The organism is Thiorhodovibrio litoralis (genome assembly GCF_033954455.1).
Classification (GTDB): domain Bacteria; phylum Pseudomonadota; class Gammaproteobacteria; order Chromatiales; family Chromatiaceae; genus Thiorhodovibrio; species Thiorhodovibrio litoralis.
On the sequence record NZ_CP121473.1, the window covers coordinates 1,987,029 to 2,013,270 of the forward strand.

19 protein-coding genes are annotated in these 26,242 nt (G+C 63.5%); 8 read left to right on the forward strand and 11 right to left on the reverse strand.

Annotation, left to right across the window (positions count from 1 at the left end):
- Positions 1 to 198: 198 nt before the first annotated feature.
- From bchO to menA, 6 genes are all read right to left on the reverse strand, one after another.
- Positions 199 to 1,083, reverse strand: a complete 885-nt coding sequence (gene bchO / locus Thiosp_RS08765) for an alpha/beta fold hydrolase BchO (protein ID WP_201067936.1) — start codon at positions 1,081 to 1,083, stop codon at positions 199 to 201.
- Positions 1,084 to 1,201: 118 nt separating this feature from the next.
- A complete protein-coding gene (locus tag Thiosp_RS08770; protein ID WP_242518715.1) occupies positions 1,202 to 3,094 on the reverse strand; it encodes a magnesium chelatase subunit D in 1,893 nt (630 codons plus the stop codon).
- Entirely contained in the window at positions 3,091 to 4,119 is a 1,029-nt protein-coding gene (bchI, locus tag Thiosp_RS08775; protein ID WP_201067935.1) for a magnesium chelatase ATPase subunit I, read from the reverse strand. The genes Thiosp_RS08770 and bchI overlap by 4 nt, the downstream gene beginning before the upstream one ends.
- A 211-nt stretch (positions 4,120 to 4,330) precedes the next feature.
- Entirely contained in the window at positions 4,331 to 5,131 is an 801-nt protein-coding gene (locus tag Thiosp_RS08780) for an alpha/beta fold hydrolase (protein ID WP_201067934.1), read from the reverse strand.
- A complete protein-coding gene (gene menC, locus Thiosp_RS08785; protein ID WP_323696996.1) occupies positions 5,128 to 6,291 on the reverse strand; it encodes an o-succinylbenzoate synthase in 1,164 nt (387 codons plus the stop codon). The genes Thiosp_RS08780 and menC overlap by 4 nt, the downstream gene beginning before the upstream one ends.
- 33 nt (positions 6,292 to 6,324) lie before the next feature.
- Positions 6,325 to 7,245: a 1,4-dihydroxy-2-naphthoate octaprenyltransferase gene (gene menA / locus Thiosp_RS08790; RefSeq protein WP_201067932.1), complete on the reverse strand. Its 921-nt coding sequence runs from the start codon at positions 7,243 to 7,245 to the stop codon at positions 6,325 to 6,327.
- Between the two features lie 371 nt (positions 7,246 to 7,616).
- On the opposite strand from menA, the gene Thiosp_RS08795 reads away from it, so the two are divergent.
- Positions 7,617 to 9,191 carry a P-loop NTPase family protein gene (locus Thiosp_RS08795; RefSeq protein ID WP_201067931.1) on the forward strand — a complete coding sequence of 525 codons (1,575 nt, stop codon included), beginning with the start codon at positions 7,617 to 7,619 and terminating at the stop codon, positions 9,189 to 9,191.
- A gap of 78 nt (positions 9,192 to 9,269) precedes the next feature.
- On the opposite strand, the gene menB is transcribed toward Thiosp_RS08795, so the two are convergent.
- The 4 genes from menB to Thiosp_RS08815 form a co-directional block, all read right to left on the reverse strand.
- Positions 9,270 to 10,088, reverse strand: a complete 819-nt coding sequence (menB, locus tag Thiosp_RS08800) for a 1,4-dihydroxy-2-naphthoyl-CoA synthase (RefSeq protein WP_323697112.1) — start codon at positions 10,086 to 10,088, stop codon at positions 9,270 to 9,272.
- 416 nt (positions 10,089 to 10,504) lie between these two features.
- Positions 10,505 to 12,250, reverse strand: coding sequence for a 2-succinyl-5-enolpyruvyl-6-hydroxy-3-cyclohexene-1-carboxylic-acid synthase (gene menD / locus Thiosp_RS08805; protein WP_242518748.1), 1,746 nt, complete (start codon positions 12,248 to 12,250; stop codon positions 10,505 to 10,507).
- Between the two features lie 77 nt (positions 12,251 to 12,327).
- Positions 12,328 to 13,839 (reverse strand): isochorismate synthase, encoded by a 1,512-nt coding sequence (locus Thiosp_RS08810; protein ID WP_323696998.1) that lies wholly within the window; start codon positions 13,837 to 13,839, stop codon positions 12,328 to 12,330.
- 286 nt (positions 13,840 to 14,125) lie between these two features.
- Positions 14,126 to 15,064: an alpha/beta fold hydrolase gene (locus tag Thiosp_RS08815; RefSeq protein ID WP_201067928.1), complete on the reverse strand. Its 939-nt coding sequence runs from the start codon at positions 15,062 to 15,064 to the stop codon at positions 14,126 to 14,128.
- Between the two features lie 206 nt (positions 15,065 to 15,270).
- On the opposite strand from Thiosp_RS08815, the gene Thiosp_RS08820 reads away from it, so the two are divergent.
- Complete coding sequence (locus Thiosp_RS08820; protein ID WP_201067927.1) at positions 15,271 to 16,371, forward strand: GGDEF domain-containing protein; 1,101 nt, start codon at positions 15,271 to 15,273, stop codon at positions 16,369 to 16,371.
- 4 nt (positions 16,372 to 16,375) lie between these two features.
- On the opposite strand, the gene nth is transcribed toward Thiosp_RS08820, so the two are convergent.
- Positions 16,376 to 17,005: an endonuclease III gene (gene nth, locus Thiosp_RS08825; RefSeq protein WP_201067926.1), complete on the reverse strand. Its 630-nt coding sequence runs from the start codon at positions 17,003 to 17,005 to the stop codon at positions 16,376 to 16,378.
- Positions 17,006 to 17,152: 147 nt separating this feature from the next.
- Here nth and Thiosp_RS08830 point away from each other — a divergent pair, with 147 nt between their 5' ends.
- The 6 genes from Thiosp_RS08830 to imuA all read left to right on the forward strand — a co-directional run bounded on the left by Thiosp_RS08830 (position 17,153) and on the right by imuA (position 26,218).
- The gene (locus tag Thiosp_RS08830) at positions 17,153 to 20,644 is read left to right on the forward strand and encodes a class I SAM-dependent DNA methyltransferase (protein ID WP_201067925.1); all 3,492 of its coding nucleotides are present in this window, start codon (positions 17,153 to 17,155) and stop codon (positions 20,642 to 20,644) included.
- A 37-nt stretch (positions 20,645 to 20,681) separates the two neighbouring features.
- Entirely contained in the window at positions 20,682 to 20,930 is a 249-nt protein-coding gene (locus tag Thiosp_RS08835; RefSeq protein ID WP_201067924.1) for a DUF433 domain-containing protein, read from the forward strand.
- Between the two features lie 197 nt (positions 20,931 to 21,127).
- Positions 21,128 to 23,485 carry a DUF4268 domain-containing protein gene (locus tag Thiosp_RS08840; RefSeq protein ID WP_201067923.1) on the forward strand — a complete coding sequence of 786 codons (2,358 nt, stop codon included), beginning with the start codon at positions 21,128 to 21,130 and terminating at the stop codon, positions 23,483 to 23,485.
- A 453-nt stretch (positions 23,486 to 23,938) separates the two neighbouring features.
- The gene (locus tag Thiosp_RS08845) at positions 23,939 to 24,532 is read left to right on the forward strand and encodes a hypothetical protein (RefSeq protein WP_201067922.1); all 594 of its coding nucleotides are present in this window, start codon (positions 23,939 to 23,941) and stop codon (positions 24,530 to 24,532) included.
- Between the two features lie 304 nt (positions 24,533 to 24,836).
- The gene (gene lexA / locus Thiosp_RS08850; protein WP_201067921.1) at positions 24,837 to 25,559 is read left to right on the forward strand and encodes a transcriptional repressor LexA; all 723 of its coding nucleotides are present in this window, start codon (positions 24,837 to 24,839) and stop codon (positions 25,557 to 25,559) included.
- A gap of 32 nt (positions 25,560 to 25,591) precedes the next feature.
- Entirely contained in the window at positions 25,592 to 26,218 is a 627-nt protein-coding gene (imuA, locus tag Thiosp_RS08855; RefSeq protein ID WP_201067920.1) for a translesion DNA synthesis-associated protein ImuA, read from the forward strand.
- Positions 26,219 to 26,242 lie beyond the last annotated feature (24 nt).

Consider the following 26,242-nt stretch of genomic DNA (forward strand, 5'->3'; position numbering starts at 1 on the left):
GTTGCAGTTGGAAGCCTGTGAACTGAGAAAGAAGTGAAGTGAGAAGGTTTCGATAAGACGAACGCGATGCTTTGTGAGGGCATCGCGATCAAGAAAAAGCGGGCGGGCCTTGCAGGAAAAAAGCTTAAGCCGATGCTTGCATGAGCTGAGACAAATGTCTGCGATGGCGGCAAACTGTTGGTTTGATGAACATGCGCGCTAGCCCGTCGCCAAAGCCTCGTCTGCTGCGCCAAGAATCACGCGGGCGACGGGCGCGGCTTGTTCTTCGTGCGCCAGGTGGCCAAGGCCCTGGAGATGCTCGATGCGCGCATTGGGCTGCAGGCGCTGAACGCGCTTGGCCTCGCTCGGGGGAACCGTCTGGTCATTGTCGCCGACCAGCAGCAGCAACTCGCAGGGCAGCCGGGGCAGGTCGCGCGCAAGCGGGTTCAGGTCCCAGTTCGCCATCATGTTCAGCGCGGCGGCGACATGGCCGGGGCTGCTGACCAGCAGGCGGTAGCGCGCGACCCCGGCTTTGTCCAACCTTGAACCTGTGCTGTCGACCAAGCGTTCAACCGCGCCTGGTCGTTTGGCATCATGCCCGACGATGCGCGGCACCAGGGACGTGCGCGCAAGCAGCTTGGCAACGGGCGAGAACACCTTGCCCGGCATGCCGCGCAGCGGCAGCAGAGCGCCGTTCAAGCTCACGAGCAGTCGCGGGGCGATCAGCCCATCCAGGCTCATGCGTGCAAGGATGGCCGCGCCGGCCGAATGTCCGACTGCCACCACGGGCGACTGACCAAGGCTGAGCAGCAATGCGCCGATGGCGGCCGCCATCCCCGGCAGGGACAAGCACTTGGGCTCAGGGGCCGAGGTAAAACCGTGCCCGGGCAGGTCGGGTGCAATCACCCGAAAGCGCTCGGCAAGCAGCGGCATCAGTGATCCCCAGGAATGCGTGGCCGCCGCGGTGCCATGGAGCAACAACAGCGCTGGACCATCGCCCATCATCTGCACATGCCAACGCAGCCCACCGGCCTCGACAAAGCGGCTGTGCTCGCGATTGGGCCAGTCGCTGGCATCGCGCTCCCAGTCGGGTTTGTCATTCATTACACGCGCGGACGTCATGGTATCCAGACCAGCCTGCCAGCAGCAGTTGAGCCAATAATGCGGTTCGGGCAAGGGTTACGAGCTGCTCCGGCGGTAAGTTGCAATCAGGGACGCGCCATCAGACAACGGCTTTGACCGCATTCGATAGAGCGTTGGCGTCCGCGTGTGGCAGCGGCAGATAGACGGCGTTCATCTCTCTGGCCAGCTGCTCGGCCTCGGTGCGCGGGCGCGGGGAGACGTCGATCACCACTCCGATCAGCTCGGCAGTGCGGAACATGCGCGCGGCGCCCATGGCATCCTCCCCGGCTTGGGCGCGCCCGCCGGTGCCATCGCGCGCGACATTGGCACGTCCATCTGTCAGAAAGATCACCACCGGCGTGCCGCCACGGCGCTGAATGCTGTCGGCCAGATCGACGGATGATTCGATGGCGAGCGCGAGCGGGGTGCCGCCACCGCCCGGCAGGCCGGCCAGGCTGCGTTTGGCGCGCACCAGCGAGCGGGTCGGGGGCAGCAGCAGTTCGGCGTTGGCGCCGCGAAAGGCGATCATCGCAACCCGGTCGCGGCGCACATAGCAGTCGGCCAACAGCAGTTCGATGGCGCCCTTGGCCTCGGCCAGGCGGTGCAGCGCGGCCGAGCCGGAGGCATCGACCACGAAAATGGTGGTGGTCTCCGAGCGGTGCTTGTAGCGGGTGACGCGGAAGTCGTCGAGCCGCACCTCGACCCGCGGGCGGGACTGCGCAGGGGCGCGCCCACGACCCTTGCGCGCTGCCGGCTTGGGTGTCGGCGCCTCGCTCTCCTGCTCGCGCTCGGCGCGGCGGATGCGCTGCCAGGGTGCGGCTGAGCGCAAGGTTTCGATGACATTCAATCGTGCGCCAGCGCCCGGCTCGCCGCGGCGCGTGCCGGCTGGCCGTCCGCGCAGGGAGCCACTCTGGGACGCGCCCGACTTACCACTGGTGCGCGTGCGTGCGCGCAGCGCACCAAGCTGGAGTTGGGCGAGCAGATTGGCTGGAATCGCGGCCTCGGCGGACTCGAGCACCTGGTCCTCGAGCGGTTTGTCGATTTCCTGCTCGGGCGATTTGTCCTGCTCGCTATCATCCTGGTTTTCTTCCGGGGGTGGCGGCTCCTCCGGCATCTCGTCTTCGGGCTGCTCGGGCATGGGCAGCCGGGTGGCGCGCGGGGCCAGCACCAGGCGCGCGGCCAGGCTGATGTCCTCGGGCGCGACCTGCTCGCGACCGGCCAGTGCGGCGGCGACTCGCGCCACGCGCACCGCAGCGAGCGTGGGGCGCAAGGAGTCCACCCCTAATGCCAGCGCGGTGCCGCACAGGGCGTCGAGCGCATCGTCATCGACGCTCACGCCGGGCAGGCGCTTGCGCGCGGCCAGGATGTCGGCAGCCTCCACATCCGGCGGCAGCGTCTGCACCTCGCGCCAGGAGAGCGGGGTGAGGTCGATCAGCATGCTGAAACGATCGACCAGGGTGTTGGGTAGCCGCTCGTCGTCATCGGCGCCTTCATCCAAGGCCACCACGCCAAAGCGACTTGGGGTGCGGGCGGTCAGCCCATCGCGCTCGAGCAGGATTTCGCCAGCGTCGATCACCGCGGACAGATGCGCCGCGGTGGAGCGGGCGATGCGCTCGGCCATGGCCAGCACCACCACGCCCCCATCGACTTCCGCGAGAAGTCCGCGCTCGGCGACCGGGCGCCCGGCGCGCAGGGTCGCGGCCAGATCCAGCCCGCCGAGCAGACGCCCGTCGGCAATGTGCAGGGGCACGCGCCGCATGGGTGTGTCGGGCGGCAGAAATTCGCTAAGAAACTGCAGCCAGAGATCCCGCACCGGACCAGGCAGCGCGCGCACCGAAAGCCCCACGACTCCGGCCGGATCGACCGCGAACAGAGCCGCTGCCTGGCAGGCGTCCTGCCACAGGTCGGGCCTGGAATCGGGCTGGGGCGCGGGCGGTGGGCTTTGTTGGGGGGCTGACTGCGCGCTTGTTGCGGTCCCCGCACCAGGCATCATGCGCCGAACAACTCCTCAATCGCACGCTCGACGCGGGTGGTGGAGCCTGCATCATCCAGAACATTGCGCCGCAGCCGATGGCGCAGTGCGGGCGGGGCGACGCGGCGGATATGGTCATCGCCCACGGCATCGTCACCCTCCAAGGCCGCAAGGGCGCGCGCGGCGCGGATCAGGGTCAGCTCGCCGCGCAGACCGTCGGTGCCGAGCTTCATGCAAAGTTCGGCCGCGCGCTCAAGCGCCGCGTCCGGAACCTCGACCTTTTCAAGTCGTTCCTTGGCTTTGACGATCTGATTGCGCACCTTGCCGTCCTTGCGCTTCCATTTGGCAACAAAGGCGTCAGGGTCCTTCTCGAACTCATCGCGCAGCCGCACCACCTGCACCCGGGTTTTCAGGTCTTGCGGAGTTTTGACCTCGACCGAGAGGCCGAAGCGATCGAGCAGCTGCGGGCGCAGCTCGCCTTCCTCCGGGTTACCGGAGCCGACTAGGACGAACTTGGCCGGGTGGCGGACACTGAGGCCCTCGCGCTCGACGACGTTTTCGCCCGAGGCGGCAACGTCGAGCAGGGAGTCGACCAAGTGATCCTCGAGCAGGTTGACCTCGTCGATATAGAGAAAGCCGCGATGCGCGCGCGCCAGCAGACCGGGCTCGAAGGCTTTCTCGCCGCGGGTCAGGGCGCTTTCCAGATCAAGCGCGCCAATGACGCGGTCCTCAGTGGCACCCAGGGGCAGGTCGACTACCGGCACTGCAGCCTTGCGGACCTTGATGTCATCCTTCTTGCGGCGGGTGCGGCAGGACTCGCACAGGCCGGCGTCATTGGCCTGCGGGTCGCAGTTATAGGTGCATTTGTCGATCACCTGCATTTGCGGCAGCAGCGCGGCCAGAGCGCGGATGGCGGTGGACTTGCCCGTGCCGCGATCGCCAAAGACCAATACACCGCCGATGCTTTGATCGGTGGCCGCGATCAGGATCGCGAGCTTCATTTCTTCCTGGGCAACGATGGCCGAAAACGGAAAGGCGACGGGCATGATTAGGCCATCCTTAGGTCAAGAATAGGGAGGTCAAAACAATGGAGGTCAAACAAAGCGCCCGGCAACTGCGGGCAAAAAAGAGCGTCTTGGTGAGCAAAGATCAAGCGCGTGATCCTCCGGGGTATTGATGGGCGGCCTTGGCGCCGCGCCGAACAACCCGAAACCCTATCGCTGTTGTGATGTTGCGGTCAAGTTGCCGAGGCGGGTTTCAGCCGCCGCCGGCAGGGGTTAAGGGGCTTGGCGCGAGCAATTCTCGCAGCTTCCGCGGTGCCTCGATCAGGGGATTGTGTCCGCAATCATCGATGATGTCGTGGCGGGTCGCGGGTCGCCTGTGCTTAACCCCTTTGCCAATGGCGGTGAACTTGGCATCTTCTTCTCCTGTGATCCAATGGAGCTCCCCGTTGAAAGCCTCGATTGCCGTCCAGGTCGGCGGCATCTGCCCGAGGCCAAAGCAGGCCAGATTGCGCGCCAGCCCTTCGGGCCTTTGTGCCAGACGCTGGCGATGCTGGGCTGTGACGGCCGCCGGGGCGCGCGCCGCCTGGGCGTGAAACAGCGCCTGATGCTGCCAGGCAGTAGCAAAGCGCGCGATCCCCTGATCGCGCAGGCAATCGATCCACTGCTGATCCTGCCGGCGCCGGGCCGCGCGCTCGCTGGTTGTTTCAAGCCCCGGATGGGCGGAGATGATCACCAGACGCTGGAATCGCTCCGGCGCGGCCGCCATCAGCGCCAGAGCAATGCGCCCGCCAAGAGAATAGCCCGCGAGGGAATGAACGGTCTCTGGCAGTGCGCGCAGCAGGCGTTGGATTTCCTTGGAGAACTCCTTCTCTGGATCAGGGCTCTGGCCATGACCGGGTAGGTCGATAGCCAAAGCGGGATGCGCTGCTGGCCAGATACCGGCCCAGTCGCTTGCACTCCCGGTAAAGCCATGGAGCAGCAGCCAGCTTGGAGGCGTGCGGGCTGGCTTCGGAGTGTTGGTTGCGAATTGCTCAGCATGGTAACCGGTGATCATTCTCGGTCTCCTGCGGTCGCCCATGACTGGAACCCGCTGCCAGGTCCTTCCCCGAGATGCAGCATGCCATCGCGGATTGGTGGTGGCTCGCCAAGGTCCTTGGCCAGCCAATCGGCTGTCGCTAGCCCATGATGGATTCGCGCGGCCTGAGAGCCTTCTGCCAGATGGGCAAGCGCGGCAGCGAGTTGGGCGCTTGCCCAGAGTCCCGCAGCGGACTCAATCAGACTGGTGACGAGCGTTTCTTTGCCAGCTTCCAGCGCGGCTGCAGCCAGCTTCAGGCTCGGGCGCAGTCCGCCGAGGACTTGGGGCTTGAGCACCAGCCGCCGCACCGGCAGGTGGTCCAGTTTCAGCGGCCAAGCGCGGCGGGGCAGAGACTCATCCAGTGCCAGGGCGATGCTGGTGCGCGCCTGGAGTTGAGCGAGCTGGTTGTCTTGCGGATCGCGCAACGGCTCTTCAAGGGATTCAATCGGCGGGGGACCCCGCTTGCACTTGGCGTTCAGCGCCTCGAGCGCCTGGAGTATGCGGCTGGCGGTGGCGAAATCCCAGGCGCCATTGGCATCCAGGCGCAATTGGGCGCCCTCAGGGAGAGCGGCCAAGAGGGCGCCTAGCTGCTCGATCTCGTCCGACCAGTGCCCGGTGCCGACCTTGAGCTTGAGCACCCGAAAACCAGCCGCGCACTGAGCGGCTATAGTCTGGGGCAGACAGTTCATCAGGGCGCCGAGGGCGCCATTAACCGGAATCCGCTCGGGCGTGCTCGCGCTGGTTGCCAGTTCTGCCAACGCTGGAGCGCACCCGCGGAGTAGGTACGCCCGCAGCGGGACAGCGGCAGCTTTGCTGAGTACATCGAGCAGTGCGCATTCGACCGCGGCATCCGCTGCGGGGGTCGCGCTTGGCAGCGCGGCGTCGAGCGCATCCAGCATGGCCTGCGGGGTGCATGCAGACGCTCGCGCTTGCCAATGCGTCAGGCGCCGGTCGGCCGCGTCAAGCTCCTCGGTGCCGGCAGCCGGCAAGGGGGCGCAGTCGCCATAGCCAGTGAGGCCGTCATGCTCGGCAACAAGCAGCCAGCCGCAGCGTTCGCTGAGCGTGCCTCGGGCACTGTGCCAGGGTTGGCGCAGCGGCAGACGATAGGGTAGGGCTTGCAGGCGCATCGGCGCAGACAAGGGTGGAGCGCGGCTGAACAGGTCGCGGCCGGGTCAGAACATCGGCCAAGCCAGGCCGATGGCAAAGAGTGCGACCAGCAGGCTCTGGTAAAGCGCAGTTTGTCCGAGCAGGACATTCAGCGCGCGGCCCTCGGTCCCGGCGAACAGACGGCGAATCAGCGCGATGGCCACCGGCAAGCCGAGCACGACCGGCCAGGAGTGTGACAGCGGGGCGCACAGCAGCAATAGCGGGATGGCTCCGAGCATCAGCGCGGCATAGAGCTGGCGCGCGCGCGCCTTGCCCAGCAGGTGATTCAGCGTTCGGCGCCCGGCGCGGTGGTCAGTCTCAAAGTCGCGATAATTATTGAGCAGTAACACAGCGGCGGCGGGCAGGCCGCAGGCGACGCCAAGCAAGAGCGCAGCGCCAGTGAGCTGCAGGCTTTGCAGATAATAGCTGCCAGCCACTGCGGCGATCCCAAAGAAAGCCAGCACGAACAGCTCGCCATAAGGGCCATAGGCAATGGGCCGGGGGCCGCTGGTGTAGGCATAACCGGCCAGAATTGCCGCCAGACCCAACAACAGAATCGGCCAGCCGCCGCGCACGACCAGCAAGAGACCCACTACAAAGGCGGCGAAAAAGGTCAGATGCGCGGCTTGCTTGACCTGCTGCGCGCTGAACCAGCCCTGCGCCGAGGCCCGTGGTGGGCCGAGCCGATCTGGCGTGTCCGTGCCGCGCTCGAAGTCGGCAGCATCATTGTGCAGATTGGTGCCGATTTGAATCGCGGTGGCGCCGAACAAGGTCCCGAGCGCCGCCCAGAACGCCAGGGTGCCGGTATGGAACCAGGCCAGCGCGATGCCGGCGACCACCGGCGAGACCGCGAGAAAGAGCGTGCGCGGACGCGCCGCGCTGATCCAGCGCCCAGCCTGGAGGCGCAGCCGCTCCCGGCGGGGCAGGGCGATGGTGGAGGATTTCATTGCGCGCTTGGTCTCGGGAGTGGATTGCTGGGAGGACCATGAGCCTAGGGCTGCGTCATGTTCGGGCGGACAGTGCCGGATTCTACCGAAAAGCGCATCCCTGTTTCAGCGCCTAGCTTCGCTTTTCGAAATTCTTCTGCTTCGTGATTAGATGTTGGCGAGCTCCAACTTGTCTGCAAGCGAGGGTTTTGCACAGGCTGCGTCGACGCAAGCCTGGTGGTTCTTGGTGCCGCGTCTTGAATTGTCGGGTCAGGCAGACTATACCGAAGACGGCACCATCAACCACCTCGACTCGTGGTTAGGCGAGCGCGGGCGCGCCACGGCCTACTGTTAGGGCTTACCCCAGGTTCACCCCGCTTGGAGGCGGACAGATGCGATTTTTTAACACCGAAGGGCCAGTGCGGGCAGATAAACACTATCAATTGGATCCGCTGCACCGTTGGAATCTCGCCGACATTCTGCGCTTGATCGAGCAGGAGAAGTACTTCTTGCTCCATGCGCCGCGCCAGACCGGAAAAACCAGTTGTCTGCTCGCGTTGATGGCGCATCTCAACCGCGAGGGCCGTTACCTGGCCGTTTACGCCAACCTGGAAGGCGCTCAAGCCTACCGCGAGCGTCTGGACCCCGCGATGGCGACTCTGGTGACGGACATTGCCGCTTGGGCGAGCGACTGCGCGGGCGAGACCGAAGCGCCCGCGCTGGCGCGCGAGGTGTTGTCGAGCACACCCGGCGGCTCGGCGCTGGGCGTGTTTCTCAGTCACTGGTGTGCCCGTTTGGAGCGGCCCCTGGTGCTGCTGCTCGATGAGGTCGATGCACTCGTGGGGGACACCCTGGTCTCGCTGCTGCGTCAGTTGCGCGCCGGTTATACCAAACGCCCGCAGGCCTTTCCCAGCACCATTGTCTTGTGTGGCGTGCGTGACCTGCGCGACTACCGCATCCATGCCCACTCCGAGCGTGACCCGATCACCGGCGGCAGCGCCTTCAACATCAAGGCCAAGTCGCTGCGTTTGGGCGATTTCTCAGCCGCCGAGGTGACAACCCTGCTTGGCGAGCATACCCGGGAGACCGGGCAACACTTCACACCAGAGGCCAGGGCGCGCATCTGGGAACTGACCCAGGGACAGCCTTGGCTTGTCAATGCGCTGGCGTATGAAAGCTGCTTCGAGAGACCCGAGGGACTTGATCGCAAGCGCGCGATCGATGTTGCCTTGATCGACCAGGCCAAAGAGCAACTCATCCTGCGCAGCGTTACTCACCTTGACCAACTCGCCGATAAACTGAGAGAAACCCGTGTGCGACGCATCATCGAGCCCATGCTCGCTGGCACCTCCCTGGGCGAAGTGCCCACCGACGAACGCGATTACCTGGTCGATCTGGGTCTGCTGCGGCGCACCAACGGCGGCAGTCTTACCGTGGCCAACCCCATCTACCGCGAAGTCCTGCCGCGCATGCTCGCCAGCGGCCCGCAAGACTCAATGCCTCAGATCAGCCCGAGCTGGCTCAGGCCCACGGGGGATCTGGACCCCGATGCTTTGCTCGCGGCCTTTCTCGACTTCTGGCGCCAACATGGCGAGCCATTGCTCGGCAGCGCGCCCTATCACGAGATCGCCCCGCACCTAGTGCTCATGGCTTTTCTGCAGCGGGTCGTCAATGGCGAAGGCACCTTGGAACGTGAATACGCCATCGGCCGTGGGCGGATGGATCTGTGTCTGCGCTATCGGGCCGTGACACTGGGCATCGAGCTCAAGGTCTGGCGCCCGGGTGCGCCCGATCCACTCACCGAAGGTTTGGCGCAATTGGACGACTACCTGGCGGGCTTGGCGCTGGACACCGGCTGGCTCGTCATCTTTGATCGCCGCTCCGGGCTGGCACCGCTGGCCGAGCGGCTGACCGCAACCGAAACCACCAGTCCCGGCGGGCGCCAGGTGCGCCTGGTGCGGACCTGAGATGAAACAACAGGACGGATTGATGGAAGGCATTCACCTATCGGCCCGAGCGAGTGTTACAGGATCAAGAGACGCATGTCATGCACGCCGCGGAAAGCGGGAGAAGTCGGGCGGGCGTTTTTCCAGGTAAGCATTACGGCCTTCCTGTGCCTCGGGCGTCTGGTAGTAAAGCCCCGTGGCATTGCCGGCCAGTTCCTGAATCCCGGCCAGACCGTCGGTGTCGGCGTTGAAGGCCGCCTTGAGCAGCCGCAGTGCGGTGGGCGAATGGCGCAGCATCTGCCGGCACCAGTCGAGGGTGACAGCTTCAAGCTCCGATAGCGGCACCACGGTATTGACCAGCCCCATGGCCAGGGCCTCCTGGGCGTCGTACTGGCGGCACAGAAACCAGATTTCCTTGGCCTTCTTGATGCCGATATTGCGGGCCATCAGCCCGGCTCCAAAACCGGCGTCGAAGCTGCCGACGCGCGGCCCGGTCTGACCAAAGCGGGCGTTGTCGGCGGCGATGGTCAGGTCGCAGACAAGATGCAGCACATGGCCGCCGCCAATCGCATAACCGGCCACCATGGCAACTACTGGCTTGGGCAGGGTGCGAATCTGGCGCTGCAAGTCCAGCACATTCAGGTGCTCAGCGCCGGCATGGTCGCGATAGCCGCCGTCGCCGCGGATGCGCTGATCCCCGCCCGAGCAAAAGGCCAGGTCTCCTGCACCGGTCAGGATGATCACACCGATGTCTGGATCATGATGGGCGCGATGAAAGGCGTCGATCAGCTCGCGGATGGTCTCCGGGCGGAAGGCGTTGCGCACCTCGGGCCGGTTGATGGTCAGCTTGGCGATACCCTCGGCCTGGTGGTAGAGGATGTCCTGGTAGTCGAGCCCGTCCGGCTGCTGCCAGTCGATTGATGACTCGGGATGTGCGGTGACTGGATGATTGTGGCTGGTCAATGTCGGGCCTTGGATGTGGCGTAATGCGGATAGATTGGCGTGAATCCCACGGCCCGATCCTCCGTGGCAGGACCATGAGCCTTGAGATGCGCTTGATTTCAGTGAGCGACCGGTTGCTTAGGCGGCACTTGCGCGATACAGGCGGATTCTACCGAAAAGCGCAACCCCGTTTCAGCGCAGAGTTTGGCAGCACAAATGAGCTTTCGGTTTTGAGTCGGGTGACGGGCGCGGGGGTGTTCGATCGCCCTGCTCTGATCGGGCGACGCGATCGCAAGCCTACAGGGAAGTATTCACGGCGTCCCCCGCGCCCGTCACCCGGCTCAAAACAAGAAGAAATGCAGGTATGCAATGCCGACTTTCTTCATCCAGTTTTAGCGTCCGGTTTCAGCGGCATCCCCCAACAAGCGCGCATGGGCAACACGTTGCCAGAAATCCAGATGCATGGCGCGACTCTGGTCAGCGTCGATTTGTACTTCAATAAACTTGGGCAGGGTCGAATCAGCCAGGGCGGCGGCAAGACCGTCGCTGTCGCGGACGCACTCATGGGGCAAGCCGAAGGGCTTGGCTAGCTCACCGAGATCTGGCGCCACCGGCGTGCGCCAGTAACGCGCAAAATCAGGTAAGCCTTGCTGGGGCAAGTAGTCGAAAATGCGGCCGCCGCCATTGTTGATGACGATGACAGGACGCTTGAGCTCGCCGGTGAGCAACAGGCCACTCAGATCGTGGCAGAAAGACAGGTCACCAAGCAGCCCCCAGGTGGGTATGCCGGCGGCATTCAGCCCGGCCAGAGTCGAGAGCTGGCCGTCGATGCCGCTGACACCGCGGTTGCCGAACAGCTCCAGCGGCTCGCGGCGCGGGTAGGACCAGGTCTCAATCTGGCGGATGGGCAGGGAATTGGCGCATAGCAGGCCTTCGCCGGGCGCAATGGCCTGCAATAGCTGCTGAATGAGCTGGGCTTCGCACCAGGGGCTTTCTGTTGCATGGGCAGCGGCTAAGTCTTCCACCCGCTGCTCGGCCAGCTGCCAGCTCTTGCACCAATGGCTGTCGGCGCGGGCGTCGAGCCGATCGCCCATGACGCCGGCCAGCGCTCCATTCAGGTCCTGGGGCGCGGCCTGTATCAGCCCGCAGGCGTCATGGCTCGGGTCGCACCAGCGTTCGCGGGTCGCGACCAGCCAGCTCGGCACCTCCGCGAGCCACTCGCCGAGGGTCTTGGATACGGGCGCGAGCCCGAGGCGCAATACCCAGTCGGGCTTGAGCCGGGCGGCTGCATCCGGGTTGCGCAACAGCGCGTCGTAATGGCGGATCACGCAGGGCGAAGGGTCTTGTTCTGGCTGCTGCGCGAAGCGAAGCCCGGACAGCGGATCGGCCAGCAGCGGCAGGCCAAGGTGGGCGGCACAGTCCAGAATGGCGGCGGCATCATCGGCATTGGCTACGCTGGCTGGCCCGCAGACGATGAGTCCGTTGCCCGGTGGTAGCCAGTACCTAATGGACCCATGGCTGCGGGAAATACTCGGCCGGCTTTGCTCGGCGATGGCGGGCGCTAATGCCGCTGCGCTGGCAATGCTGCTTGCGGACGATTGGGCGGCATCTGTTCCAGATCCATCGGATGAAGCCGATGGGCAGTCCCTCGCCGGCACCAGGGGCTCGTTGAATGGCAGATTGATATGCACGGGCGCGGCCCCCGGCCCCTGGCTCTGCAGGGCAACGCGCAGCCCCAGCGCGCGCATGGCCTTCAGACTGACGGGATCAGCACTGGGCGCGCCTGGATCATGGAATTCCCGCACAAAGCTGCCAAACAGGCGGGTCTGGTCAATCGTCTGATTTGCGCCTGAGTGGCGCAGCAGTGGCGGGCGGTCGGCGGACAGCAGCACCAGACCAAGGCCCCAGTGGGCAGCTTCGATCACCGCCGGATACCAGTGCGCCGGGGCGCTGCCCGAGGTGGCGAGCAGGGCGACAGGTTCACCGCTGGCGCGCGCCAGCCCAAGGGCGAAAAAGGCTGCGCTGCGCTCGTCGAGAATCGGGGTGAGGCTGAGCGCGGGGCACCGCTGCGCGGCCAGCACCAACGGGGTAGAGCGCGAGCCGGGCGAGAGCACCAAGTGGCGCAGGCCGCCCTGCATCAGTCCGTCGAGCAGCGCCAGCGACCAGCGCAGGTTCAGACAGCCGATGTCCTCGCTTTGGGGCGCAGCGTCCGGGCTCACGCGAAGCGCAGCGCCGTGAGCATGGCTGCGAGCTTGGCTTCGGTCTCCTCCCATTCCTCATCCGGGTCCGAGCCGGCGACAATGCCGGCCCCGGCATAAAGCTCCGCCTGCTTGCCGCAAATGCGCGCGCAGCGCAGCAGTACCCAGAGCTCGCTGCTGGCGCCGGGCTCGATGAACCCGGCCGCGCCCGTGTACCAGCCACGCGAGAAGGGTTCGTGTGTGCGCAGCCACTGGTGTGCCGCGAGTCTTGGCTGACCGTTGGTGGCCGGGGTGGGGTGCAGCCGCTCGGCAAGCTCGAACAGGTCCGTGTCAGGGTCGATCTCTGCGGTAATCGGGCTCCACAGGTGCTGCGCATTGCGCAGCCGCATCAGGTCGGGCTGGGCGGGAACGTGAATGGCGCGACAACTGGGCTCCAGGGCCTGGCTAATGGCGTCGACGACAAATCCGTGCTCGCGCAGATTCTTCTCCGAGCGCAGCAGCTCCTTGCCCAACGCCAGATCCTGGTCCGCGCAATCGGAGCGCCCGATGGTGCCAGCAATGGCGTCGACCGCAAGGCGCCCGTTGTGCACATGCAGCAGGCGCTCGGGCGTTGCGGCGACAAAGTTGCTGCCATGGCTGCGCATGTTGATGATCTGGCAGGACGGAAACACGGCCGCTAGCACATCGAGCAGGCGCGCGATATCGAACGCGCGGCTGCCGCGTACATCAAGACGGCGCGACAGCACCACCTTGTGCAAGTCACCGGCATCAATATGCGCCAGTGCGGCATCGACCAGGCGTGCCCATTCCGCCTGCTTCGGCTGGGCGGAATTCGTCTCCATCCGCGTGACCAGCGCCGGGCGGCGCACCGGCGCGAACAGGCGCGGGATGAGCTCCTCAAGCAGGGCGTTCCAGCGCGCATGGACTGTTGCTCGCGCCTCGGTTTGGGGCGCGCTGAAAATCACCGCGGCCTGGTCGCCGTGCTGGCGCAGGCCGATGTCTGGCACCCATAGCAGCGCATCGGGCAGCGCATCCTTGACTTGGGATATGGGTTGCGCCTGTGTGGGATCAGGTGTGGAATCTGGCGCGGCAGCAAAACCGAACATCGCGAAGGGGGGCAGCCCAGTGGCGTCGGGGTCATGCGACTCCCAGTCGGTGTGCCAGTTGCGCGCGAGCGCCGATAACTCGCCGAGCCGCCCTGGCCCCCGGGCTTCCCATTGTGCGGCCAGGCCATAGCCGGCGCGCAGTCCGTCGCCATCTGGACGCAGAAACTGAAACTGCGCGCCCGGCAGCTGGGCGATGGCGTTTGGCTGGTGGGGCAGGGCGAGGATCAGTGAGGTCAGCTGATTGGCCTCTGCGCCATCGCGTCCAAGCGGCAACCGGGCGATTTCGCGTGCGAGCCGCTCTTGCAGCTGCTTCATTACAGCCTTGGCGGCGGGCGTCCAGTCCTCGTGGAGCGCATCGGCGCTCCGCGCCGCCTGGCACAGCGGCGGGCGGGCATTATTGATGTCGAGCTGTAAGGATTCCACTCAAAAAAAACCGTTGGCTGTAAGCAGAGGTTAAGCCAAGTAGCGGATGCCAGTACCCCGGGCACTCCGTTACCGCCCGGGACAGGCATGACCGGTGACGATTCTAAAGGCTTTCCGGCCGATCGAGAAACCGCCGCTGACGGGAGTCGCCACGCCCCGCGCGGCGGTGGATTACCACGAAGCACACGGCTTGATTCCGCAACAGCAAGGGTTTCGGCTATACCAAAAACGCATTTGGCTCAAGGTCGTCTCCGGGGCAGCTGGAGAGTGGTCGCAATCCGCAGCCTCAGCCCGCCTTTTGCCAGAAGGCATCAATGGCGGCGATGGTCTTTTGCGGTTGCTCCCATTGTGGCATGCCCAGGGTTGGCTCGACCCGCGACACCTGCCAGTTGGCTTTGCGCGCATCCAGATCAGGCAGCAGGTCGAAGCTTACATTGGCATCGCGATCGTGGATCACCAACACCGGCAGCTGGAGCTTGGCGTAGAGCTGCTCGACCGGATCATGGGTGAACAGCTGCCCAGAGAGAAAGTAGAACGGGGCATAACGTGCACCTGGCTGATGCGAGGTGGCGTAGGCGTAATCGATCAGCTCTTTCGGTGGCTTGGTGACGAAGCTGCGCTGCATGAAATAACCCACGCTTGGGCGGATGGTGACCAGGGCATAAAGCGCCGGGCCGAATCCGGGCAAGCTGAAAAAGCGGTGCAACACCCGACCGGTTTTTGCGCTAGGCAGGCGCCGCGCCGAGAACCCGGTCGGCGACAGCAGCACCAGCCGGCGGAACACTTCAGGTGCCTGCAGCGCAGCGCGGGCGGCGAACTCGCAGCTCAGCGAGTAAGCGATCAGGTCGCAGGGAGCCTTGACGACTTGGGACAAAAAGGCCCGGATCGAGTCCGCGTAAAGCTCGGGCGAGTAAACCCTGTCGCTGCGATCGGAAAAGCCAAAGCCCGGCAGCTCGAGTGCATAGACGCGTCGCGTCGCGCGGTAGTGGTCGAACAGCGGCTTCATCTCGAACGCGCTGGGAGCCGCATTAATGCTGTGAATCAACAGAATGGGCTCGGCATCGGCAGGGCCGTCCACGTAATAATTAAGCTCCGGCAGGCTCTGGCCGGCAAAGCGTGCCCGGGGCGCATCAAGCGCTGCTGGTAGATTTGGGGTTGCGCCCCCAGCATCGGTCGGTGCGGCATTCAGAAGGCCAAGGTGGCTTGGCGTCGATAACACTTGCATAACATTCTCCAGCGGTATGGCGGCCGCAAATCCTGCAAAAATCGCCCGGCAAAAAATCGCCTGAGCAAGAATAGCCCTTCAAAAGATGGTGAAGTATAGCTCGATTGTGCGCCAGGTCGCGTTTTCGATCAGGTCTGTCTGTTGGCAGCACGCGGTGGATGGCCTATGCTGCCAGAAGGTGCTGGGCTTAAAGGGAGTTTCATCACATGACAGCCGTGACTGTGCAGAATATGCGTGTCTGCGAGTTTTGCGAGCTCGACTCGGAAAATGCTCGTCTCAAAACGCAGCTTGAGTCGCTGCGCGCGCGCGCGGTGGAAACCGAGGCCCTGTTCCAACGCCTGCAGGAATGGGAAATGACATTGCTTGGCATTGACTCGCTCGAGCAACTGCTCGACAGCATGACCGGCGATCTGCGCGCGCGCTTCCACGTCGATCAAGCACGGCTGCTGCTGCCGGATACCGATCGGCGCATTCGCAGCCTGCTCGATTCGATCGAGGCCAAGGCACCCAAGGATGTGCTCTTCGAGCGCCCGTCGCAAGACTGCGAGCGTCTGCGCGAGCCCCAACTCAGCGCGCTGGACGAAACCGGCCTGCCGCCCTTGTTCGAGCCCGGCGGGCCGATTCGCAGCGTCGCGCTGCTTCCCCTGGTGCGCGAACAGCGGTTTTTCGGCCTGCTGGCGCTCGGCAGTCGGGATGCGCAGCGCTATGGTCCCGAGCTGGAAACCCATGCGCTGGCGCGACTGGGCGCCATCTGCTCGGTGTGTCTTGAAAACGCCATAAACCGCGCGCGTCTCGAACTGGGCGGTCTGACCGACCCCTTAACTGGGCTGCACAACCGCCGCTCGCTCGAGCAGCGGCTGCACGCCGAGGTGGACCGTGCCCGGCGCAAGCGCCATTCGCTGTCGTGCCTGTTTGTCGATCTCGATCTGTTCAAGCAGATCAACGACCAATACGGCCATAGTGCCGGCGATGCGGTGCTGCAAGAAGTCGCCCGTCGGCTGCTTGCCGCGCTGAGAGGGGGCGACATCGCCGCACGCTTCGGCGGCGATGAGTTGGCCCTGCTATTGCCTGCCACCAGTCAGCAGGATGCGCGCAACATGGGTGAGCGCATTCGTACCGTGGTGAGTGATAATCCGCTGCAGCTCGAAGACGGCGTCAGTATCCCCATCGGCCTGTCCATCGGCGTCGGTACCCTCGAGCACAACCAGCTGACAGAAGACATCGCCCGTTCCGGCCAAGAGCTCCTGCAGGCCGCTGACGAAGCGCTATACCTTGCCAAGCGCGGCGGGCGTGGCCGCGTGGTATAGCTGATCAGCGCTGGTCGGGATACTCACACAAATCCGCGATTGCACACTGGCTGCAGCCTGGGCTGCGCGCGGTGCAGGTGTAGCGCCCATGCAGGATAAGCCAATGATGGGCGTCTTGCAGAAATTCCCTCGGCACCAAACGGAGCAGCTTTTGCTCGACCGCCAGCGGTGTCTTGCCCGGAGCGATGCGCGTGCGGTTGGCAACGCGGAAGATATGGGTATCAACGGCGATGGTCGGCTCGCCGAACGCGGTGTTGAGAATCACATTAGCGGTTTTGCGCCCAACACCGGGCAGCGCCTCAAGCGCTGCGCGCTCACGCGGAACCTCGCCCTGATGCTGGTCGATGAGCAGGGCGCAAGTCTTGATGATGTTCTTCGCCTTGCTGTTGAACAACCCAATGGTGCGGATGTACGTGCTCAAGCCCGCCTCGCCTAGCGCAAGCATCGCGTCAGGGGTGTTGGCTACGGCAAAAAGCGTTTCGGTGGCTTTGTTGACGCTCTTATCCGTGGCCTGAGCGGACAGGATCACAGCGATCAGCAACTCGAACGGCGAGTTGTAGCGCAACTCCGTGGTCGGATGCGGATTCGCAGCGCGCAGGCGGGTGAAAATCTCGGTGCGTTTGGCCCTGTTCATGCTGGCGCTAAGGATATATCGGAACAACATCCAGTTTCAGTCTGAATGTTCCATCGTCAGGCTGTTCGGGAGGTCGCAGGCTCCTTGCTGACAGAGAGCATTTCTCGCCCTACAATCGGCGCCGTTACGGGTTCGCTGGAATCAGGCATGAACGAAACGGATATCGAAGCCTTTATCACCCGCTGGGGTGGCGGCAGCAGCCGTGGCGGCAATGAGCGCGCCAACTTGCAGCTGTTCTTGACGGAATTCTGCACCCTGCTCGATCTGCCCCAGCCCGACCCGGCGAGCGCGGACAACAGTCAGAACGCCTACGTTTTCGAGCGATCCGTTACCGAGCGCCTTCCGGATGGCAGCACTAAGCCGCGCTCGCTGGACCTCTACAAGCGCGGCTGCTTCGTGCTTGAAGGCAAAGATACCGGCAAGCAGACCGGCAGCGACACCTGGGACGCCGCCATCGTCAAGGCGCACAAACAGGCGGAGAACTACGTCCGCGCCCTGCCGGCGGAGGAAGGCCGCCCGCCCTTCATTCTTGTGGTCGATGTCGGGCGCTCCTTCGTCCTCTATTCGGAATTCACCTGCTCCGGCGGCAACTACGTCCCGTTTCCCGACGCGCGCGGTTATCGCATTAGACTTGAGCAGCTGCGCGCCGAGGATATCCGCGAACGCCTGCGCGCGCTCTGGCTCGATCCGTTGAGCCTCGACTCCAGCCGCCACGCCGGCCGGGTCACCCGCCAAATCGCCGACGCGCTCGCGGGCCTGGCCAAGTCGCTCGAGGAGACGGGCGCGGACTCGGAACGCGTCGCCGGCTTTCTGTCGCGCTGCCTGTTTACCATGTTCGCCGAGGATGTCGGCCTGCTCCCGGCCGAAAGCTTCTCTGAACTGCTCGCGCGGCTGCAACAAAAGCCCGAAGCCTTCCCGGATGCGCTCAAGAGCCTCTGGCAAAGCATGAACAGCGGCGGCTTCTGTGGCGTCTTGATGACCCAAGTGTTGCGCTTCAACGGCGGTCTGTTCGAGGGGGCTGATCCCTTGCCGCTGACCGCCAAACAAATCGGCCAGCTCATCGACGCCGCACGCGCCGACTGGCGCCAGGTGGAGCCCGCCATCTTCGGCACCCTGCTCGAGCGCGCACTCAACCCGCACGAGCGCCACAAGCTCGGCGCCCACTACACCCCGCGCGCCTATGTCGAACGCCTGGTCATGCCCACGGTGATCGAGCCATTGCGCGCCGACTGGGAGGATGTCCAGGTCGCCGCGCAAAACCATGCGCGCCTCGGCAAGACCAAGGACGCCATCACCGAAGTCCGCAATTTCCACGGCCGCCTGTGCCAAACCCGCGTGCTCGACCCCGCCTGCGGCAGCGGAAATTTCCTCTATGTCGCGCTCGAGCACATGAAGCGCCTGGAAGGCGAAGTCCTGGACGTGCTCGGCCGCCTGCAGAAATCCGCGAGCTTCGAACTCGAAGGCTTCACCGTCAACCCCAACCAATTTCTCGGCCTGGAGATCAACCCGCGCGCCGCGCGCATCGCCGACATCGTGCTCTGGATCGGCTACCTGCAATGGCATTTTCGCACCTACGGCCATGTCAACCCGCCCGAGCCGGTGCTGCGCGACTTCCACAACATCCAGTGCCGCGATGCCCTGATCGAGGCCAAGGCGCGCGAGCCTTTGCTTGACGACCAAGGCCAGCCCGTCACCGTCTGGGACGGGCGCAGTGTCAAGGTCAGCCCCATCACCGGTGAGAAGATCCCCGACGAGGCCCAGCGTCTGCAAGTCTACCGCTATCTCGAACCATGCCGCGCCGAATGGCCGGAGGCGGACTTCATCGTCGGCAATCCGCCCTTCATCGGTGCCGCCAGCATGCGCCGCGCCCTCGGCGACGGTTATGTCGATGCCGTGCGCAAGGTGTACAGCGGGCTCGTGCCGGACTCCGCCGACTTCGTCATGTACTGGTGGCAGATCGCCGCCGAGAAAGTCAGGAAGGGCGGGGCGCGCCGCTTCGGATTCATCACCACAAACAGCCTGCGCCAGACCTTCAACCGCCGGGTGCTCGAGCCGCATCTGAACGATCCCAAGACGCCCTTGTCGCTGGTATTCGCGGTGCCGGATCACCCCTGGGTGGAGGCCAGCGATGGCGCGCAAGTGCGCATCGCCATGACCGTTGGTGCGCCTGGTCAGAAACCTGGCTTGCTCCAACAAGTGGTCTCCGAGCACGCTGGAGATGATGATGCGCGCGCAGTAAGCGTGACCACTCGCGAAGGCAAGTTGTTTGCGGATTTGGTTATCGGCGCAAATGTTTCCAGCGCCGAAACTCTGCAGTCAAATAATGGCATTAGCTTCCGTGGTGTTTCCCTTATCGGAGCCTTCGATTTGACCCAAGACGAGGCGAACAGGTTTGGCTTTGATAATTCCGCTGTAGCAGACAGCCGGATTAGGCCATTCGTCAATGGAAAAGATATTGCTCAGTCCCCTAGCAATCGTTATGTGATTGATCTTTTTGGGCTTGACCTGCATGAAGTGCGTCAATCTTATCCTGCGCTATATCAGTGGGTTTTGGAGAGGGTGAAACCATCGCGAGATGCGAAGTCGCACACAAAGGATGGGGCTGCATACGCAAAATCCTGGTGGGTTTTTGGGAAGCCAAGACAAGAAATGCGGAGAGCGCTGGAAAACTTAGATCAATTCTTTGTTACGCCGATGACGGCCAAACACCGCCTGATTGTCAGAATGGGCCAACCTGTTCTGCCAGACCAAGGGTTGATCGTATTTTCGACTTGTGACCAATCTCACCAAGGCATACTAAGCAGCCGAATTCATTGTGCTTGGGCTTTAGCAACAGGCGGCAGGCTTGGGGTTGGAAACGATCCGCGCTACAACAATAGCCGTTGCTTCGAGACCTTCCCGTTCCCCGCCGCCGATGACACCCAAATCGCCACCATCCGCGATCTCGCAGAGCAGATCGACACCCACCGCAAACGCCAGCAGGCCAAGCATCCCAAGCTGACCCTGACCGGCATCTACAACGTCCTCGACGCCCAACGCCACCAAACGCCGCTCACCGAAAAAGACCAAGCCATCAGCAACCAGGGCCTGGTCACCCTGCTGCGCGAACTCCACGACCAGCTCGACACCGCCGTCTTCGAAGCCTACGGCTGGCAGGATCTGGCCAAGCAACTGATCGGCCGCCCCGGCGCCACCTGCCCCTGGCCGGACAAGCCCGCCGACCAGCTCCAAGCCGAGGAAGAACTGCTCACTCGCCTGGTCGCCCTCAACGCCGAGCGCGCCGCCGAGGAAGCCCAAGGCAGCATCCGCTGGCTGCGCCCCGACTACCAAAACCCGCAAGCGCACGCCACCACCACCGGCGAGCAACAAACCGCCGACCTCGACACGCCCGCCACCGCGACCACCACCGCCAAGCCGAAAAAGGGGAAAATCAAATTCCCGACCGCGCGCGCCGGCATCCCGGAGCAAGTCGCCGTCGTCAAATCCGCGCTCGGCAAACAAGCGCGCAGCCTGGAGGAACTGACAGAGGAATTTTCAGACCCAAAGAGGACCGCTCCCAAGATCGCAGAAATCCTCGCCACCCTCGAATCACTCGGCCTGTTGCAACGCGAGGGCGAGCGCTACCGGCTCACGCGCTAACTCGCAATCTGGCGCAACAACAAAGTAGATCAGACCGATGAATAACGTCTTACTACAACGCATCACCGTTGATTCACGCATATTCGGCGGCAAACCCATCATCCGTGGGCGACGCCTTGCCGTGGAGCATGTTCTTGGCATGCTCGCCGCAGGCGATGACATCCACACCCTACTCGAAGGCTATCCCTGGTTGGAGCGCGAAGATGTTCTGGCTTGCTTGGCCTATGCCCATCGGCTCGTTGAGCATGAGCGGGTTGAACCCCTGATCGTCGATGCCGCTGCATGAAGCTGCTACTGGACACCTGCGTTTGGGCCGGCGCTGCTCCATGCAACCGTCGTCGAGCGCTATGCCGCCGAGCTTAACCACGGCGCTATCTTGACCGTCACGGCTGATCGTGTGCGAGTTCGCGCCTTACTACAACGCTAAGCATGCGGAAATGGGAAAAGGAAACGATTTCATTCTGAGGACTCGAATTAACCACCATGACTGAGCAGAATCAGCCAAAATCTATCGAAGCCCGCGCGCGCAGCGTGCGAGAACTGCTCGACAAGGCCAAGTACACCATCGACTTTTACCAGCGCGAGTATGCCTGGGAGGAGCGCCAAGTCCGGGAATTGGTCGACGATCTCACCGGCAAGTTTCTTGACCACTACGACCCCGGTCATTCGCGCCCCCAGGTTGAGCACTATGGTCATTATTTCCTCGGGTCGGTGGTTCTCAGTCACAAACGCGGTCAGCGCTTCATCGTCGATGGCCAACAACGGCTCACCACACTGACGCTGCTGCTGATCGAACTCTACCATCGCCAAGGCGAGCGGCCCGATGGGGTCGATGTGCGCAACCTGATCTTCTCTGAGAAATACGGGCACAAGAGCTTCAACCTGGATGTGCCGGACCGCGAGCCAATCATGCGTGCCTTAATGGACGGTCAGGGCGCAGTCTTCGATGTCAGCGATGCGACGCCATCGGTGGTCAATATCCAGGCTCGGGCCGCCAATGTCGGCGAGCACTTGCCCGAAGAAATCAACGCGGACGCGCTGCCGTTTTTCGTCGATTGGCTGCTGGAGAACGTGCATCTGGTTGTGATCGAGGCCTACTCCGACGAGGATGCCTACACCATCTTCGAGACCATGAACGATCGCGGCCTGTCCTTGAGCTTGCCGGAGATGCTCAAGGGCTATGTGCTGGCCAATGTGTATCGGGAAAGCGACCAGCGCGACATCAACGACCTTTGGAAAGCGCGGATGCAAGCGCTGCGGGCGACGGAGAAAGAGGGTGACGCCGACTTCTTCAAGGATTGGCTGCGCGCCCGTCACGCGCAAACGATCCGGCCTGGCTCCGCTGGCGCCGAGAACAAAGACTACGAACGCATTGGCACGGAGTTCCACCGCTGGGTTCGCGATCAGCGTGATCTATTGGGATTGGCGGACCCTGATGGCTTCCTGCGCTTTGTGCGCCGCGATCTCGACTTTTTTGCCCGCCAGGTGCTCACCATTCGCAACGCGATGGTCAAACTGGAACCCGGGCTTGAATCCATTCGTTTCAATGCCGACCGGGGGTTTACGCTGCAAACCCAGTTGATGTTGGCGCCGCTCTCGGCCGAGGATTCCAAGGATACCGCACGGCGTAAGATCGCTTTGGTGGCGGACTTTGTCGATATCTGGCTGGCACGACGCATTTGGTGCTTCCGCACCATCAGTTACTCGTCGGTCAAGTACACCATCTTTCAGCTGACCAAGGAATTGCGCGGTCGCGATATCAGCGACCTCGCGACCTTCCTGCGCGCGGAACTGAATGCGCAGAAAGAGAGCTTCGCGAGCGCCCCTCAGTTTAGGCTGCATGCGCAAAATTATCGCCAGGTTCGGCACATCCTCGCGCGCCTAACCTTATGGCTTGAAGCCCAATGTGGCCAGCCAGCGCACTTCGAGGATCTGATCTCACAGGGCAAGGCAAAGCCGTTCGAGATTGAGCACGTTTGGGCGGATCGTTATGAACGCTTTACCGAGTGGTTCAATCACCAAAGCGATTTCGACACCGAACGCAACCGGATCGGTGGTCTGCTGCTCCTGCAGCGCGGCATCAATCAAAGCCTCGGGGATGGGACCTATGAGCAAAAACGCGACGCCTACATGGCGCACAGCGCCAACCTGCTTGCTCGCAGCCTGCACCCGCTGGCCTACCAGAACCACCCGGCTTTTCTGAGCCTGATTGACCGCACCGGTCTGCCGTTCCGCCCCTACGACACCTTTGGTCCGGAGGAGCAGAAGCAACGCCAGGAACTCTATATCCGCATTGCCGAATGGGTCTGGAATCCTTCCCGACTTGACCTGGATGGCGAAAAACCGCCCGTCTATGAGCCCATTGCCACCATCGACGAAGAGGAAGCAGAGGCGGCCAACCGTCCTGATCGCTACGAAGCGAGACTCGCTTTCTGGACCAAGCTGCTCGACCACGCCAAGACTCAGTCTGATTTGCACGCCAGAATCTCCCCAGGGAAATACCATTGGGCCGGTGCCCGTCGCCACGGTGTCTGGTGGAACTATTGGGTCACGATGGCGGAGACCCGCGTGACCATTTACATCGATGGCCCCGATGCCGCTGCGAACAAGGCGCTCTTTGACGCGCTCCATGATGGCCACCGCAACGCGATCGAATCCGCATTCGGCGGCCCGCTAGAATGGCAACGCCTCGAAGAGCGCCGCGCCTGCTGGATTGGCACCAAGCTGGAAGGTGGCTGGGTCGATGAGTCAACCTGGGACGGCGCCATCGCAAAGGCTGTCGATGTAATGACAAGGCTCTATGCCGCGGCTTCGCCTCGGCTGAAGAACACGGAAAATTAGCGAACATCTCCGCTCTCGGCAAACAAGCGCGCAGGCTGGAGGAACTGACAGAGGAATTTTCTGACCCAAAGAGAACCGCTCCCAAGATCGCAGAAATCCTCGCCACCCTAGAATCACTCGGCCTGCTGCAACTTGAGGGCGGGCGCTACCGGCTCGCGCGCTAAAGGGCGATTACGACCTTTGCTTTCCGATCATCGATCTTTATCAGAATGACCTTGACCATCGTCTTCCACAATTACATGCAGCGGCTTGACAGGTAGGTTCGCATGGATCAACAACCCATTCGTCGCGTGATTGGGCGTCGGCAGGAACGTCCGGTGGGCAAGCTAGGGGCGCCAACACTGGCTGCACAGAGGTGGTCTGAGACCATGGCCGTGCGGGAAACGCGGGTTCCCAAGGGTATTTTCCGCTATGCCACAATGGAAGAGGCAAATGCGGACTGGGAGCGATGGCATGCTGAGCTGGTGGCGGAAATGGCTAGGAAAAGACGCGGGCCGGGCGAGCGAGAGCAGTCCTGATGCTGGCGGTGACGATGGTCTTGAGTATACACGCCCCGCGACATGGCAGGATGTCATCACGACGGTGCGACTGCTCAACCGCGCTGGAGTCCGCTACATTCTAGTCGGCGGCTATGCCTTGGCAGCCCACGGCTACGTGCGTATGACGACGGATATCGATATCGCGGTCGCGCCTGATCCGGGCAATTCCGCTCGCTGGGTCGCGGCACTTGCCGAACTTCCGGATGGGGTGTGTGCTGCCATGTCTGGCGAAGCGGATCCGTTCGAAGGCGACCATCTGCACGCCATTCGCTTGAACGATGCGTTCACAGTCGATCTTCTGCCTGCGGTGGCGGGAGTATCCTTTACGGAGCTTGAACAGCATGTTGAATGGATGAATCTGGAAGGTGAGTCGGTGCCGGTCTTAAGTCTGGTTGGATTGCTCAAAACCAAGCAAGGCGTGCGGCCGAAAGATCAGGCCGATGAGAGGGTTTTGCGGCGGGCGATCGCCGCAGTGACGGGGCAGAGTTCAGATGACCGTGCGCCATAGCTGTAAAGTCTCGCTAAAGGCAACCAACCACCTTCTTTTCATGCGCCTGCTGAAGCAGCACTGGCCTGAGTGCGGCCTGGCCCGCTGCGGGTGACATTGTGCGCTCGCGCAACTTCAGCGTCGGGCAGGGCAACGCCATGGACGGCGCGATCATCTGAAATCATGCTTGCTGGATGGCAGGAGCTGTCTATAATTACAGTTCTTGTGCCGCGATTCGCGCTTGGCTGTCTGATCGCGGCGCTGTATCCCGTAATCAAGCCCTTGTCATGACCACCACCCCCATTCTGAAATCCCGGGAGCCCTCGTGAGCGAGCCTGTATTGACCGATCGCCAACGCCAGATTTTGGCGCTGATTCGCCGACATATCCGTGAGACCGGCTATCCGCCGACGCGCGCGGAGATTGCCGCTGCCTGCGGATTTCGCTCGGTCAATGCTGCGGTGGATCACCTCAAGGCACTGGCGCGTCGTGGGGTGATCGAGCTCAAGCCGGGGGCATCGCGTGGCATCCGGCTGCTTGAATCCGCGGCATCCGTTTCTCGCGCGTCCCGGGCGCTGTCGGATTCGTCGCCGGATGCATCGGCTGGTTTGCCGATGGCTTCGTCGATAGGTTCGCCGATGGGGTTACCCCTGATCGGTCGGGTGGCGGCGGGGCGCCCGCTGCTGGCGCTTGAGCATATCGAGGACCATTACCCGGTCGACCCGGGGCTGTTTCGGCCGCGTGCCGATTATCTCCTGCGCGTTAGCGGCGAGAGCATGCGCGATGCCGGCATTCTCGACGGCGACCTGCTGGCGGTGCAGCGCAGGTCGGAGGCGCGCAATGGACAGGTCCTGGTAGTGCGCGTCGATGATGAGGTCACGGTCAAGCGTTTCCAGCAGTCAGAGGATCACCCGCATCGCGTGCAGCTGTTGCCCGCCAACCCGGATTTCGACCCCATCGAGATCGATTTGCGCGCGCAGGAGTTGATGGTGGAAGGCTTGGGGGTTGGCGTGCTGCGCCGGCAATTGACGGTTGCCTCGCAGGTTTGATCGCCACAGCACAAGCCGCCAGACCTGCGGCGATGAGCCTGGCATCAGCACCGGTGCGCGATGCGCGTTTGGAGGCATTGCTTGCCCAGCGCGGTGATCTCTGGCGTGGGCGGAGCGGCGCGAGTTGTGAAGCGCCTGGCATGGCCACGGGCTTTGCGCTGCTCGATCAGGCGCTGGTCGGTGGTGGTTGGCCGCAAGCCGGTCTGTGCGAGATTCTAACTGACCAACCGGGCCCTGGGCTGGCCTTGATTCTGCCGTTGCTGGCGCGGCTTGGCGCGCGGCGGCCCTGGATACTGATGGCCGCGCCGCCGCTGTTGCCTTATGCGCCGGCACTCGCTGCCGCGGGCCTGCGGTTGAGCCGCCTGTTGGTTGTCACCCGTCAACCTGCTTTGTGGGTGATGGAGCAAGGGCTGCAGGCGGCAAGCTGCGCGGCCGTGGTGGGTTGGCTCGACCGAGGCACGGCTGCGGACCTGCGGCGTCTGCAACTGGCCTCCACGCAAACGCAGACACCGGCCTTTGTGTTTCGCCCGCCGCCCATGTCGCGGCAACCATCGCCAGCGCGGCTGCGCCTGCAGCTGTGCGCGATGACGCAAAACCGTCTGGAGCTGAGGCTGCTAAAGCAGCGCGGGCGCACGGCGACCATCAGCCTGCCTCTGTAAGACACTTAACGCTATCCCCTTGGC

What these genes read in the sequence shown, in the direction of transcription:
- nth (WP_201067926.1), bottom strand. Translation starts at nt 17,005, where the DNA reads ATGAACAGGGCCAAACGCACCGAGATTTTCACCCGCCTGCGCGCTGCG.
- Thiosp_RS08845 (WP_201067922.1), top strand. Translation starts at nt 23,939, where the DNA reads ATGCTGAGCTGGTGGCGGAAATGGCTAGGAAAAGACGCGGGCCGGGCG.
- Thiosp_RS08770 (WP_242518715.1), bottom strand. Translation starts at nt 3,094, where the DNA reads ATGATGCCTGGTGCGGGGACCGCAACAAGCGCGCAGTCAGCCCCCCAA.
- Thiosp_RS08840 (WP_201067923.1), top strand. Translation starts at nt 21,128, where the DNA reads ATGACTGAGCAGAATCAGCCAAAATCTATCGAAGCCCGCGCGCGCAGC.
- menA (WP_201067932.1), bottom strand. Translation starts at nt 7,245, where the DNA reads ATGAAATCCTCCACCATCGCCCTGCCCCGCCGGGAGCGGCTGCGCCTC.
- Thiosp_RS08815 (WP_201067928.1), bottom strand. Translation starts at nt 15,064, where the DNA reads ATGCAAGTGTTATCGACGCCAAGCCACCTTGGCCTTCTGAATGCCGCA.
- menD (WP_242518748.1), bottom strand. Translation starts at nt 12,250, where the DNA reads ATGCAGGGCGGCCTGCGCCACTTGGTGCTCTCGCCCGGCTCGCGCTCT.
- Thiosp_RS08780 (WP_201067934.1), bottom strand. Translation starts at nt 5,131, where the DNA reads ATGATCACCGGTTACCATGCTGAGCAATTCGCAACCAACACTCCGAAG.
- Thiosp_RS08830 (WP_201067925.1), top strand. Translation starts at nt 17,153, where the DNA reads ATGAACGAAACGGATATCGAAGCCTTTATCACCCGCTGGGGTGGCGGC.
- Thiosp_RS08835 (WP_201067924.1), top strand. Translation starts at nt 20,682, where the DNA reads ATGAATAACGTCTTACTACAACGCATCACCGTTGATTCACGCATATTC.
- bchO (WP_201067936.1), bottom strand. Translation starts at nt 1,083, where the DNA reads ATGAATGACAAACCCGACTGGGAGCGCGATGCCAGCGACTGGCCCAAT.
- Thiosp_RS08820 (WP_201067927.1), top strand. Translation starts at nt 15,271, where the DNA reads ATGACAGCCGTGACTGTGCAGAATATGCGTGTCTGCGAGTTTTGCGAG.
- bchI (WP_201067935.1), bottom strand. Translation starts at nt 4,119, where the DNA reads ATGCCCGTCGCCTTTCCGTTTTCGGCCATCGTTGCCCAGGAAGAAATG.
- imuA (WP_201067920.1), top strand. Translation starts at nt 25,592, where the DNA reads ATGAGCCTGGCATCAGCACCGGTGCGCGATGCGCGTTTGGAGGCATTG.
- Thiosp_RS08795 (WP_201067931.1), top strand. Translation starts at nt 7,617, where the DNA reads ATGCGATTTTTTAACACCGAAGGGCCAGTGCGGGCAGATAAACACTAT.